General features: G+C 59.6%; 10 protein-coding genes. 1 reads left to right on the forward strand and 9 read right to left on the reverse strand.

Going from position 1 to position 13,378, the window contains the following annotated elements; genetic code table 11:
- Positions 1 to 6: 6 nt before the first annotated feature.
- The 7 genes from AC1ECK_RS31035 to AC1ECK_RS31065 all read right to left on the reverse strand — a co-directional run bounded on the left by AC1ECK_RS31035 (position 7) and on the right by AC1ECK_RS31065 (position 9,071).
- Positions 7 to 981 (reverse strand): ABC transporter substrate-binding protein, encoded by a 975-nt coding sequence (locus AC1ECK_RS31035; RefSeq protein ID WP_480326136.1) that lies wholly within the window; start codon positions 979 to 981, stop codon positions 7 to 9.
- Positions 982 to 1,316: 335 nt separating this feature from the next.
- Positions 1,317 to 2,567: an MFS transporter gene (locus tag AC1ECK_RS31040; RefSeq protein ID WP_480326138.1), complete on the reverse strand. Its 1,251-nt coding sequence runs from the start codon at positions 2,565 to 2,567 to the stop codon at positions 1,317 to 1,319.
- 145 nt (positions 2,568 to 2,712) lie between these two features.
- Positions 2,713 to 3,240, reverse strand: coding sequence for a carboxymuconolactone decarboxylase family protein (locus AC1ECK_RS31045; protein ID WP_480326140.1), 528 nt, complete (start codon positions 3,238 to 3,240; stop codon positions 2,713 to 2,715).
- A gap of 130 nt (positions 3,241 to 3,370) precedes the next feature.
- Complete coding sequence (locus AC1ECK_RS31050; RefSeq protein ID WP_480326142.1) at positions 3,371 to 5,410, reverse strand: tripartite tricarboxylate transporter permease; 2,040 nt, start codon at positions 5,408 to 5,410, stop codon at positions 3,371 to 3,373.
- Between the two features lie 229 nt (positions 5,411 to 5,639).
- Positions 5,640 to 6,503 carry an amidohydrolase family protein gene (locus AC1ECK_RS31055; protein ID WP_480326144.1) on the reverse strand — a complete coding sequence of 288 codons (864 nt, stop codon included), beginning with the start codon at positions 6,501 to 6,503 and terminating at the stop codon, positions 5,640 to 5,642.
- A gap of 136 nt (positions 6,504 to 6,639) precedes the next feature.
- Positions 6,640 to 7,680 carry a Bug family tripartite tricarboxylate transporter substrate binding protein gene (locus AC1ECK_RS31060; protein WP_480326146.1) on the reverse strand — a complete coding sequence of 347 codons (1,041 nt, stop codon included), beginning with the start codon at positions 7,678 to 7,680 and terminating at the stop codon, positions 6,640 to 6,642.
- Positions 7,681 to 8,063: 383 nt separating this feature from the next.
- On the reverse strand, positions 8,064 to 9,071 hold the full coding sequence (locus AC1ECK_RS31065) for a LysR substrate-binding domain-containing protein (protein ID WP_480326148.1): 1,008 nt from the start codon (positions 9,069 to 9,071) through the stop codon (positions 8,064 to 8,066).
- A gap of 464 nt (positions 9,072 to 9,535) precedes the next feature.
- Here AC1ECK_RS31065 and AC1ECK_RS31070 point away from each other — a divergent pair, with 464 nt between their 5' ends.
- The gene (locus tag AC1ECK_RS31070; protein ID WP_480326150.1) at positions 9,536 to 10,579 is read left to right on the forward strand and encodes an ABC transporter substrate-binding protein; all 1,044 of its coding nucleotides are present in this window, start codon (positions 9,536 to 9,538) and stop codon (positions 10,577 to 10,579) included.
- Positions 10,580 to 10,743: 164 nt separating this feature from the next.
- Here the strand turns inward: AC1ECK_RS31070 and AC1ECK_RS31075 are convergent, their stop codons facing one another.
- Positions 10,744 to 11,856, reverse strand: a complete 1,113-nt coding sequence (locus AC1ECK_RS31075; protein ID WP_480326152.1) for a porin — start codon at positions 11,854 to 11,856, stop codon at positions 10,744 to 10,746.
- Between the two features lie 521 nt (positions 11,857 to 12,377).
- Entirely contained in the window at positions 12,378 to 13,349 is a 972-nt protein-coding gene (locus AC1ECK_RS31080) for an ABC transporter substrate-binding protein (RefSeq protein WP_480326154.1), read from the reverse strand.
- Positions 13,350 to 13,378: the final 29 nt, after the last annotated feature.

A 13,378-nucleotide genomic window follows, 5' to 3' on the forward strand; every position in this document is an offset into this window, starting at 1 on the left:
AGCCTCTCAGCGGGCCAGCGGGTCCACGAACAGTTCGTTGATCGACAGGCGGCGCGGCGTCAGACCTTGCCTGAACGCGGTCGCTTCCAGCGTTTCAATTGTCTTGAGGTTTTCCTGCAAGCCATACGGCAGCGGATCGTGTCCGACGATCTTGCGCAGTTCGAGATACTTCCTGTCGCTGGCACTCGTGGCCTCGCCGGCATCGAGGCGCGCCAGCCACTCCTTTTTCGCCTGGGCGAAAGCGTCGTAGATCGATTTCGCGATCCACGGATGCTCAGCGAGCACCGAGTCCTTCACGACGATGGTGCCGTGCATCGGATAGACGCCGGTGCGCGCGTAGTATTCCTTCTCGAGCTCGGTCGCGTTGGGCAGCAGATCGGGATAGTCGGCTTCGACTTCCTTCCACCCACCCGTCGGCGCGCCGGTGCGGCCAATCCCTGCGGCGGCGGCAAAGCCTGCGGACAGTTCGCCCGTGGCCATCATTTCCGCCAGCGAACTCCCAGCCGGTGCGTGGATGACGTTCGACGGCAGCTTGAGTTGCGTGACGTGTTCTTCGTCGTCGACCACCCAGGTCACCTTGGAAGAATCCAGGCCGAATTCATCGATCAGCACCTGACGGGTCCAGACACCGGTCGTGACCGAGTACGCGCGCACGCCGACCTTCCTGCCTTCGAGGTCCTTCGGAGTCTTGATGCCGGCGTCCGGACGCACCAGCAGGCCGCCGTGGTGGAAACGACGCACGACGAAGACCGGCAAACCAACGAAAGGTGCACCATAGGCACGGGCGATGATGTAGGTCGTCGGCGCCAGTTCGCAGACGTCGAATTCGACATCGCGAACCATGCGGCGAAACGCGCCGATCTGCGGCTGGACGGTGATGAACTCGGCATCCACGCCCTCAATGGGAATGGAACCGTTACGGATAGCCGACGTATGTGGATGCTCAGCGATTGCAATCTTGAGCGGGACTTTTCTGGTCAACGGGGTCTCCTGTTTGAATAGCCGTATTCGATTGACCCGCTGAGCGTTGCAGCTACGCGCCGACATAGGCGCGCTGCATCGATGTGCGGGAGATTTAGCTGGCTACATGATCTTGCGGAGCGCGCTTTCCGTCTATTGAAATAAAGGGCGGCGCACTTAACCATTTGGTAAAGTCATAGGTGCGCTGATGAGGCGCTCTGATGCTGGAAACGGCAGAAGAAGCGACGATGGAAAGTGTGCTTGGGGGACGCGCAGACACTGCGTCGCAGTGGTTCGCGACGCAGTGCATCCTGGCGATCAATCAGGATGAGCGAGTGGCCGCGGAGTCGCGGCGGTCAGTGCAAGGTATCGCGCCTGGCAAGCGGCTTGAATAAACGACTCCATGCAACGCTGACAAGGATCGTTGCACAGCCACCGAACACGACTGAGCCGACCACGCCGAACACGGTCGCAGTCGCCCCGGATTCGAATTCCCCGAGCTGGTTGCTTGCACCAATGAACAGTGTGTTCACGGCTGAGACTCGTCCGCGCATGCGATCGGGCGTTTCCAACTGGACCAGGGTCTGCCGCACGACGACGCTGATCGTATCGGCGCCGCCCGCGATCGCCAGCAGCACCAGTGATACGGGAAACGATCGTGAGAGCCCGAAGGCCGCGATGCAGATGCCGTACACGGCTACAGCAATCAGCAGCTTCTTGCCGACACCGCTCCGAATGGCATGCCGCGACAAAAAGAGGCCCACGCAGAACGCGCCCACGGCCGGTGCGGAGCGCAGCAATCCCAGTCCTTGCGGCCCGACATGCAAGATCTGTCTCGCGTAGACAGGCAACAACGCAGTGGCGCCCCCGAACAGAACCGCGAACAGGTCGAGCGAGATGCCACCGAGCAGCAAAGGGTTGCTCCACACAAAGCGCAATCCCGCGAGGATCGTTCCTGCCGTGACGGGCTCGCGCGGCGGCGGCACGTAGTCGTAACGCACGAATGCGCACATCACGGCGCTCACGCAGAAAAGCGCGGCGCAGGTCAGATAGACGGCGTTGATGCCAATCGCGAACAGCAGACCACCCAAGGCGGGACCGGCGACCACGCATATCTGCTGGACGACCGTGCTGAGCGCCATCGATCTGGCCAGCAACCCTGGCGAAACGAGCATCGGCAGCAATGCTTGCTGTCCCGACATCTGAAACGGCCGGATCGCGCCGAGGACGAGCGCAAGTCCGAGCAGCACGTCGCGCGTCACAACATGCGTGAGGGTCGCTACGGCGAGCAGCGCGGCTATGATGGCCTGGGCCGCAAGACAGACTGCGACGATCCGGCCACGATGCATGCGATCGGCGCAATGCCCTGCGACAAACGTCGTGGCGAGCCCAGGCATGAACTGAAAAAGTCCGACGAGGCCGAGATCCCACGCACTCGATGTCAGGTCATACATGTGCCAGCTAACCGCGAGCAAGATCATCTGCTGGGCCGTGATGGAACCGACGCGAGCTGCCATATACCGCCTGAACGACGGCTGGCCCAGCAGGGCGGACACGCCAGCATCCGCGTCTACCGCCAGCGCCGATGTTTTGGATACGTGCGTCATGCCGGGGCCCACTCTTGTGTTTTATGCGCGGCGGTATAAAAGCGTGGGTCGATATGCATGGTTATGTTCGGCAAAAACGGCGTCCATTCGCGATAGCGGCAGGTCCCGCGCCACGGACTCAGGTCTCCTGCCGCGGGATGAACGATCAGCCCTTGGGTTCCAGCGCGTGCAGCGTCATGGCGAGCGAAACCGAGGTGAAATAGCCTACGGTAATCAGCAGTTCGGCAATCACGGCACGGCCAAGCTCGGCGTCGTAACGGGCAAAGCGCGCGTCGTCGATCGCGCCGCCGGCAAGAATATCGCAAACCGCTTCGCAAACCACGCCCAGGCGTCCGTCGACCGGTTCGGGGCGGCGTTTTTCGATGATGTCATTGATTACAGCTTCGGGAATGCCCGCTTTCAGCGCATGGCGACGGTGGTTGGCGACCACATAGGGCGCGTTCCAGAAGACCGCCGTCGAGAGGATCGCCACCTCGGTCTCCGCTTCGCTGAGCACGGGCGAGCGATCGACATGGGTGCCGATGATTTCCATCCCTTCGGCCAGATGTGGATTGTGCAGCCAGATATTGAACGGCGTAGGAATACGTCCTCGCCCTTCGCCTAGCCGCGCAATCACTTTCTGCTGCTCATCGGAGGCCTTCTCCGGGTCGATACGTTCGAGTCGATTGTCCATCTTGCCCTCTCCTTCCCATGAAACGATGCCGAAGCAGGATCTCGCATCGGCACACGCCCCGTACCGATCCGACTCCAGCCCCGAGAAATTCACTCTGCGTCTGGCGGATGCCCGCGACTCCGCAGCAACCTCACGCACCCCCGACTGCCAGCATGGGGAAAAACTGACCCAACAGGCTGCTCGGCCAAGGGATGTGAATGATCTGCTGGAATATCCCGTAGAGCAGCGCCGTCACGCACAGCGCGACAATCAGGCTGAGCCGCCACGACTCGCGCCCCTCGACGCGCATGAAGGCCACGATCATGAGCGGGACGGTCGGGATCATGCCGATCAGCGCCATGCAGGCGAGAAATGCGAGGAACCAGCCAAAGAATCTCGCTGCCCGCAGCAAAACGGTTCGGTTTGCCAGGCTTTCGTCATTGCTGCTCGCTACATCCATGTGGATGCCGCCTCCATGCGCCGGCCGGGCAGGGAGCGGAGCAACCAAGACCTTGTTCGCCAGACTAAGCGTCCCGGCAATGATGAGAATGCTTGCTACCACCGTCGGTCCTATTCTGGCCATGAAGAGCCAGCCCTGCGCGGTCGCCAGCATGTAAATCCCTACGCCGATGAAGAACAGATACATGAAGTCTTCGAGCTTGAGTTTGACTTTCCCACTCGGCTTGAGCTGTGCAAGACCGCCTCTGCGAACCAGTTTGAACAGTGGATTGAGAAAGATCAGCGCAGCGAGCATGAGAAGAACCATGACGCCCGGCCGCAATAACCAGTGCGCGCCATATCGCATGACGGAAATCGTCATGTAACGCTCCATCAGCACGCCGAGCACCAGACCGAGGATCAACGGTGGACGCATCCATTTCAGACGTTTCATGGTCCAGCCGATCACCCCGGCAATCAGCAATACGAACAGATCGCCCCAGTTGCGCGAACCCTGGAACGCACCCACATAGATGATGGGCATGATGACGGGCAGGATGAGCGTATAGCGAAGCGTCGAGATCTTGGCAAATTGCCCACTGAGCAGGAAGCACAGGCCCGCGCCAAAGATATTGGCGAGAGCGATGGACCAGACCATCGAATAGGTCAGGTCCAGATGCTTGGTCAACATGTCGGGGCCGGGTATGAATCCGTGCACCATCATCGCGCCGAGAAGAATGGCCTGCGCTGCACCGCCGGGTACACCGAAAGCCAGGATGGGCACCAGGCTACCACCCTCTCTCGCGTTATTGGCCGCCTCCGGGGCGATAACGCCGCGTACATCGCCTGTGGTAAAAGATTCCCTCGCACCTTTCGAGGTTTGCATTGCATGACCATAGGCGATCCAGTCCGTTACTGCGCCGGTAATGCCGGGAATCGCGCCAAGGAGCGCCCCCAGCCCGCCGCACCGAATAACCAGAAACCAGTTTCGCAGCGTATCGGTCACGCCCTGCCGCATTCCCTCGCGCGAACTGAACTGCATGTTCCCCGCGATCGCCGTACGCCGGATAGCGAGCTCACATAGTTCGGGCAGCGCGAAGATGCCAAGAATGATCGGCACCAGCGGAACGCCATCCTGCAGATAAAGGAGATCACCCGTCCAGCGCATTTGCCCGGTCTCGACATTCGTGCCGATCATGCCTACGAGAATGCCGAAACAGGCTGCGACGATACCTCTCAGTGGCGCATTACCCGATAGCGACGCCACCATCGAGATACCGAAGATAGTCAGCCCCAGCATCTCGGGGGTGGCAATCGAGAGGACAAATGGCCGGACCAGAGGCAAGGAGACTGCCAGGATGACCGCTCCGATCAGCCCGCCAAAAAGCGAGGACGTGTAGCACGCACTCAGCGCGCGTGAAGCTTCGCCGCGTTTGGTCATCGGCAGACCGTCGAGTACGGTCGCCTGCGAAGCGGCGTGGCCCGGCACGCCGAACAGCACCGCCGGGATCACGTCCGAAGTCGTGATGACTGAAGCCATGCCGAGCAACATCGCAAAGGCCGCGTAGGGATCCATCGTGTAGGTGAACGGCACCAGTAATGCGAAGCCGGTCAGTCCGCCGATCCCGGGCAACAGTCCGATCGCCAGGCCAACCACGACGCCGAACACGAGAAAGATCAGACGGTGGAACTGCAAGAGCGTCGACAACGCATGACCTGCCGCCGCCAACGTTGCATCGTTGAAAAATTCCATGAGTCATCCAGATTAGCGAGCAAGCTCAGCAGGCCCACTCTGTCAGCCAGCTGGGGGCGAGGATGCGCGCATCGTAGCAGATGGTGCATCTTCCGAAAGGCCGGGTGCAACCACCGTAAGCATAGTTGCCGCCCGAGTACCTGGCCGGTACGGGACCGGGAAGGCACGTGAGGAGACGGTGGCTGACGGTCGCCCTTTCCGGCACTCCCGCGCCTTTGTCTTCGGCACGTTACAGGCTCTGCCCAGAAAGAGCGGGATAGAGGATTTGGGCCGTGCGGCCCCAGACCCAGGCACGCTCGTCCTCGCTCAGCGAGGCGAAACAGGCGTGCCCCTGATCGATCAGCTTCCTGAGTGGCCCCGCCGAAGCCGGATAGTTCGAACCAAAAGCAAGATGGTCCGCGCCGAACACCTTCACGAGGTGAGGGAAAAACGCCTCTGCTCCACCCGGTGCCGCCTGCGCCAGGTCGAAGGTACGTGGCGTGATCTTCATATAGACGTTGTCGTATTTCGCCAGTTCGAACAGCTCCGCGCAGGCGGCATACGGCGGCCCATCTTCGAGGACCGGCCGGGCGCAGTGATCGACCGCGATCCTCACGTTAGGGAAGCGCGCCGCCAGTTCGGCCACCATCGGCACACCGGTCAGCGTCGTCTGGACCACCATGGTCATACCGATCTCCGAACAGCGTTCCCAGATCGGGAAGGTCGCCGGATCGACCAGCCAGCTCCCATCACCCTGATGCGTCGCGCCGCCGGTGAAAAGTCGAATTCCGCCCATGCCATGGGCCAGCCAGTAATCGAAAGTATTGAGTGCGTCGGCCGCCAGCAGATCGAAGGAATAGACACCGGTGAATCGCTTCGGCTGCTGCGCCACGCAGTCGGCTACATAAGCGTTGTTGTGACCATAGGTTGTCGAAGAATGTACGATTGCAGCCTTCGCAACCCCGGCTTCATCCATCTCAGCGAGCATCTGTTCGAACGTGATCGCGCGTGTAGCAGACCAGTCCGAACGATGTCCATGCTGCGGAGCGATAGGATAGCGAACGGTGTCCGTCGAAATGATATGTGGATGAATATCGATTATTTCATGTTTCATTTATTCGCACCTCTAAATAGCATTGCGTCATACGCCCAGAACGGATGCATGACAGTCTCGTGGCTATATCAGCAGCAGACCGGAACGCGCGGGGTTGGAACCGGGCCCCGCGCGCGCCGGTTGCTGTCGATTGCTGTCATTCGGGACTGAAGATGAGCTTGCGTGCACTCTCCAGTTGCGGTTCGGGCGTGGTGTACAACTTGCTGACGATCTGTTCTACTGCGCCCCCGTCAATCGCATCGACCGGAAACCCGGCGTTTTTCATCGTCGCGTCGAACTCGGGATCCGCAATCGTCTTTGAGAAAGCCGAACGCAACGCGGCAAGACGATCTTGAGGCACGCCCTCGGGGACCGCGATTGGCCGTCCCGCCTCGAAAGGCAACAGGAACAGATTGAAGACGGCCTTCACCTCCGGTTTGGTGATATAGGCGGTCAGGTTCGGAACATCGGGGAACTCCGGCGGACTTTTCCAGCCAAGCTCCAGCAGCACTTTCATCTTTCCGCTGGCCAGCAGCCGCACCGGATCGCCCTGCTTCAGTCCGTCAACGGTCGAGGCCCAACCATCGACTTCGCCTCGTTGCATCGCAAGATAGACCTCGCCGCGTCCCGTATAACCCGGAACAATGCTTATCTTCGTGCCGAGGTACTTGTTCAGCAGTGCCGGCAGGGTTCGATCCTCGTTGGAGAATCCGGTCGCGCCGCTGAACATTTTCTTTCTAAACAGATCATCCGCGGTGGTTACACCAGACCGGGTCATCGCGACCATGCAGTAGTCAACTTTGTTCAGACTACCGAGCCACCTCACTTTGCGCGGGTCGAATCGGCTCTGCCTCGGATCAAGCAACGGAATGTAAAGATTATTACGCTGAAGGAAACCTATAACGGTGCCGTCATTGGGCTGTCTGGACTGAAGTGAAGCCGCTGCAACCATGCCACCGGCCCCGATCACATTCATCACCACCGCTTGCGGGTGCCCTGGCATGTACTTCACGAAAAAGCGCGCAAATTGTCTCGCGATAATATCGGTTGGTGTGCCTGCATCGGCGCTGACAAGAAGTGTTACGGTCTTTCCGCTATAAAACTGTTCAACCGACTGACCAGGAGCCGCTCCAGCAACCGCAGTCGTGGCAATACCCATCAGCACCGCGAAAGTGCGTAGTGCGGTCCTGTAGTTCATTGTTCTGCATGTCTCCGATAATGTTGCGCGATCCATCATCACAGCACGCCGAAGACGGCCGCCGCCACCGATGGTGGTTCACGTTTTCGCTATTAATTATTGACTCTATGCACCGAATTTTTGCCAGTGCACCGCCTTGCGTCAATTGATAAAAACTGAGCTGGACTTGAGCAAATGCTCAAGCGTCGCTTGAAGGAATAATGACAGACTCCGGCCGACCCAACAGAACCCGTCGCAAGAACGGCAGGATGCCCCGGTGCAGACGCCCGGCGCTGGCGGCGCACTCAGGGCATCAAAGCAGGGCTTCGCACCCGGATGGTCTAGGCAGATCGCCCCTTGTAGCTGGATCGATGCCGGAGGCGGCTAGTGCTCCATCCACCGGCTCACCGCCCGCGTGAGGATGGGTGCAATCGCTTCGCCCTGGCCGGAGTCGACGCCCGGCGCGACGTTTTGTTAGAGCCCGTCGACAGACTCTGGGCGGCATCTTCCAGACACGAAACCATCAGTTCCGCGCTCGGCGTCAGGCCGCGATTACGGTTCCACAACACGCCCGCGGGCCGAAGCAGTTGAGGCAGGCTCAACGGCAGAGTATGAAGACCCTGGGAGGTATCGTTGAAAGGCGTACCGGCCATCACGGCGATGCAATCGGAGACTTTCAGGTGAGCTCGCGCAACGTGAATCGAGAGCGTCTCGATGTAGTTATTGGTCAATGGCACCTCGTGCGCTTCGAGTGCCCGCTCCAGCGGATCGCGCAGTATCGAACCGGGCGGCGGCAGTATCCAGGGATAGGGACGCAGGTCCGACCATTTCAGAACCTTCTTGCGAGCCAACGGATGGTGACAGCCCGTCATCAACGTCAATGGCTCTTCGATAAGCTCCTTTTCCTCGAAGCTGCCAAGCGTATCTTTTGGCGGCAGGCGCCCCACGACCAGGTCAAGTTGCCCCTGCCAAAGTTCAGGCAGCAGCGACGCTGTGGTCCCTTCGGTCACCATCACATTGGTACCGGGCGACCGCTGCTTCAGAAGGTCAAGCGCCTGCGGCAGCAGCACCGAAGCCGAGGCGGGCAGCATGCCGACATGGACCTTGCCCGCGGTCCCCGTGCTCAAGACCTTCAGATCGTCGGTGGCCTGGTGCAGGATAGTCAATATCGCTCGCGCATGTCGAATCAGGCATTCGCCATACGCCGTGGGCACAATGCCATGCGTAGTACGCTCAAACAGCGTCAGTCCAAGTCCCCGCTCGAGTTCGGCGAGTGACTTGGACACGGCCGGTACGGAGACGTGAGTGATATCGGCTACCTGAGTCAGATTGCGATATGTGTCGATCGTCACGAGCAGACGCAAGTGCCGCGCCTTCACGTTGATCTTGAGATACCAATCGAGCTCCGACACGTCGCGTACCTCCGCAGGTTTTACCATTTGGTTAAGTCTAAAGTAGTTTTATTCAATCGACCGAAGCGCAACCAGGATGCAAGATCCGGATTCTCCCGCTAACGTCGACCTCTCTGCTCGCAATCCCAGAGGCAGTGTATGTCCGGCCACGGATACGCGCAACAACGCACGTCACGATGCGCAGGGCATACGTGTACACGATTCATCGACCATGAATTCGCAGTCCGATATTCTGGGCTGGCAATTAATGATAGTCCGCCCATGGCCTTCACCATGCGCATGCCGCCTGACGACTCCGGACACGGTGCAGCAAAGCACGTGCTCTCCAGGTTGATACACGAACGGTTCCCGTCCGCGTGCGGCGTGTCTGGGCGCGCACGGTTCGCGACGGCCTCGCTATGGCGACGGAACCGGGGCGGGCTTTACTACACCTCGCCGATTTGCCCGGCGTACGGAGACTTCAGATGACGCAAACTTTTAACCGCCGCCGGTTCTTGCGCAGCACCGGGCTTTTCGGACTGAGCCTTGCTGCGAGCCAAATTGCTGCGCCGTATGTCGCAAGGGCCAGCGCCACCCAGCTAAGAGTCGTCAGTAACCCGGGCCTGGAAAACGCGACGCTGAACACGTTGATGAATCAACAAGGCTATCTCAGGCAATTCGGTGCCAATGCGCTCATCGTCGAGGTTCCTGGGCCCACCGGACCCTTCGATGCGATCGCCGCAGGAGCCGCAGATGTCTGCATGGTGTCAGGCTACAACATGGTGCTACCGCGAATCGCACAAGGCGCCAAGGTCAAGATCATCGGTGCTGGAATGAGAAAGTGCGCACTGATGGTCTTCGCGAAGCCCGACAGCATCAGCACGCTTGCCGATCTCAAAGGCAAGTCGGTCGCCGTCGGCCCTGCCATGGGTTTGTTGCATATGCTGATGATGCAGCTCTTGCGAGAAGCGAACATCGACGCTTCGCAGGTGAATTTCGTCGACAAAGGAAGTAACGATGAATGCTATGAAGCGGTCGTGAAAGGCGAAGCCGATGCCTGCTGCTCTAGCGTCTCGCATCTGAACGACGAGAACGGGTTGGTGCCGATCAGCGGCGCCAACATGTGGGAGGCGCTGCCCAGATGCATCTTCCAGACCGCTTATGCTTCCGATTCAGCGCTCAGGGACAAGCACGAGGGAATGGTCGCGGTCATGGCTGCTCATGGGGCACTCTACGACTACCTGATGTCGCCGGCAGCGCATGACGCCTTCTTCGAAGCGCGCAGGCGAGTCCAGAAGAAATTCGACAAAGCCTCTGCACAGGCAGTCTGGAACTTCAATCAGATCCAGCGACCTTACTCCAGCGATCTCTCGCTGACCGGCAACGACATCGCCTATTTGCAGGACATGGAGATTGGCCTCGGCACCTTGAAGCAGAAGCAGCCTATCGACGCAGTGGCAGATATGTCGGTGGCCAAAGATGCGGCAAAGCTGCTCGGCGAACGCCCAGCCCGGAACAATGGCGTGTGATGCAACCGGAGACGTTGCATCAACGTCTCCAGCCAGAGATTCGCTAAGAGTCCGCTGTCTGCCCAGCTTGTCGTACTTCACCATGAAAACCACCCCAAAGGTTGAATCGGCGTTCAACTTTTGGGGTGCAGCACGACGATACGCGAACCTCCACCGTACCGCGTTCAAAACCGATGCAGGATACCCGCTATGACGGAAATCTGCGAGCCACCGGGCGGAGGGGCTTCGACCGGCAACATGGTGCTCGCCGCATAGGCAAGCTTGCCACCGTTCTGTATGTGCTCACCGGTCAGATACAGTGATGTGCGCTTGGACAGCGTGTAGACACCTCGCAATACTTCTACCAGTGCCTTGTTGGGGGAATGCTCATATCTGAGGTCCGCCAGCATGCCGTCGATGGAAAAGCTCGTGCCCACCGGCACGGCGCCGTCCACCCAGACCAGGTTGCTCCTCGGCGTCGAGATCCCTTCGTCGACGCGCAAGATCCAGCCCGCGCCGAATCTGGCGCCACGTACGTTGAAGTAGCCGCCCGTGACGAACCGGCTGTCGGAAAGCTTGGGCGAGGTGAGACCGCCGTAAGTCGCCGACGTGCCGCCATAGTTACGCTCATAGGCAGTGGCTGCACCCCAGGCTTTTCCGGTGTACTTAAGCAATGCAGACCATTCCTTGCATTCCAGGTAGGGAGTCGTTTCGCCCGGGCAATTGGTGGCGACCGCGCTAACCGGGGTCGCCGCAACAGCATCACGCCCGAAACTGTAATTCACTCCCGCCTCGAATCCACCGAGGTGGACGCGGTAGCTGACGGCGTTATCAGCGCGAGGATTCGCAATTCCGTTGTCCAGCGTGGTAAGCCCTTGCGCACCGTCGCCGAACGGATTAATGGCCGAGATGGCATAAAACCGCATGGTGTATTGGCGACCGAAGGTCAGGCGGCCGTAGGGTCCATCAAGGCCGACGTACGACTGCCGTCCAAACAAACGTCCCCCTTGGCTCGAGGTGCCGTTCTGTGGCGAAAAGCCGCCCTCCAGATTCCATATGGCTTGCAGACCGTTGCCCAGATTTTCCGTACCGCGAAGTCCGAAGAAGGAAGTCGCCATCCCCGAACCCACCTGGAAAGCGTCGCCAGTAGTCTTGCCGGTGGCGGTGTGGCTGAGATACTGCACGCCTTGATCGATTGACCCGTATAAGGTGACGGTGCTCGGACCTACTTCCTGAGCCCCGGCCGGTGCAATATATGTTAGCGCCACGCAAGCGCACAAAGCGATCTTGTAGTTCATAGTCTCCTTCTGTCTCCTGATAGTAATCCGCGATCCACTGTTGTCGCACACCAGAGACGATTGTCGTCTCGAGCTGGATCGCGTTGTCTCCGGTTTGGCTATTGATTTGAAGCACTACAATTTTTGCCAGCTTCTCGCCGTAGGTCTATTGAAATAATCTGGTCGAGGCTTGAGTGGATGGTCAAGCTCACCACCTAACCGGAACAAAGCGTTTTGAGCAGGCGGCTCATGAAGGAATTCACTTCACACGATGACGCGGGCAGGTCGCGATTTCGAAAATCGCGTCGGTCGGACGATTGGACAAAGCAAGATACCTGCTTTCGGCAAGAGCCGGAAGCAGGTGGATATGATCAATCCTGGGAATGACTCGAGGCGACGCCGCAGGATAGCGCCGGAAAGTGAGGCACGCGGTGAACTCGGGCAACTACTCGCATTCGCGCGTATAGCCCGGTTACTTGCTCAGATCGCCGTCCGCTCAGAATGAAGCCGACACCTGGCACATTTGCCAGGCCGTTTGGAATTCAGACGCGGGGATCGACGAACAACTCGCTCGTGGACATTCGGCGCGGCGTGAGCCCCTGCCTGAAGGCCGTGGCTTCGAGCGCCTCGATGGTTCTGCGGTTTTCTTCGATGCCATAAGGCAGCGGATCATGACCAACGATCTTGCGCAGCTTCAGATATTTATTGTCACCGGCGCTGAGCCCCTCGCCTGCATCAAGACGCGCCAACCATTCTTGTTTCGCCTTAGTGAACGCGTCGAAGATCGATTTCGCGACCCACGGATGCTCGGCGAGTACCGAGTCCTTCACGACGATCGTGCCGTGCATCGGGTAGACACCCGTGCGTGCGTAGTATTCGGTTTCTAGCTCGGTTGCATTGGGCAGCAGATCGGGATAGTCGGCCTCGACTTCCTTCCACCCGCCGGTGGGCGCACCGGTGCGGCCGATGCCCGCATTCGCGCCAAAGCCCGCAGACAGTTCGCCTTTGGCCATCATGTCGGCCAGCGAGCTACCCGCCGGCGCATGAATAACGTTCGACGGCAGCTTGAGCTGCGTGACGTGCTCCTCATCATCGACAACCCAGGTCACCTTCGACGCATCAAGGCCGAATTCGTCGATCAGCACCTGACGGGTCCACACACCGGTCGTAACCGAGTAGGCGCGCACGCCGACTTTCTTGCCTTCCAGGTCCTTCGGAGTCTTGATGCCGGCGTCGGGACGAACCAGCAGGCCACCATGGTGAAAGCGCCGCACCACGAAGATCGGCAGCGCGACAAACGGTGCGCCATATGCCCGGGCAATGATGTAGGTTGTGGGCGCCAGCTCGCAAACGTCGAACTCGACGTCACGCACCATCCGCCTGAACGCCCCGATCTGCGGTTTAACAGTGACGAATTCGGCATCCACGCCCTCGATGGGGATGGAGCCGTTGCGGACACCTGACGTTTGCGGATGGTCGGCGATTGCGATCTTGAGGTGAACCTTTGCTGACATGCGTCTCTCCTGAATGCCCAGCTATTGAG

This window comes from Paraburkholderia sp. SSBN10T, from assembly GCF_056619545.1.

Bases quoted from the DNA above. Each gene is read 5' to 3' on its own strand.
- AC1ECK_RS31040 (WP_480326138.1), bottom strand. From the start codon at position 2,567: ATGACGCACGTATCCAAAACATCGGCGCTGGCGGTAGACGCGGATGCT.
- AC1ECK_RS31045 (WP_480326140.1), bottom strand. From the start codon at position 3,240: ATGGACAATCGACTCGAACGTATCGACCCGGAGAAGGCCTCCGATGAG.
- AC1ECK_RS31050 (WP_480326142.1), bottom strand. From the start codon at position 5,410: ATGGAATTTTTCAACGATGCAACGTTGGCGGCGGCAGGTCATGCGTTG.
- AC1ECK_RS31055 (WP_480326144.1), bottom strand. From the start codon at position 6,503: ATGAAACATGAAATAATCGATATTCATCCACATATCATTTCGACGGAC.
- AC1ECK_RS31060 (WP_480326146.1), bottom strand. From the start codon at position 7,680: ATGAACTACAGGACCGCACTACGCACTTTCGCGGTGCTGATGGGTATT.
- AC1ECK_RS31070 (WP_480326150.1), top strand. From the start codon at position 9,536: ATGACGCAAACTTTTAACCGCCGCCGGTTCTTGCGCAGCACCGGGCTT.
- AC1ECK_RS31075 (WP_480326152.1), bottom strand. From the start codon at position 11,856: ATGAACTACAAGATCGCTTTGTGCGCTTGCGTGGCGCTAACATATATT.
- AC1ECK_RS31080 (WP_480326154.1), bottom strand. From the start codon at position 13,349: ATGTCAGCAAAGGTTCACCTCAAGATCGCAATCGCCGACCATCCGCAA.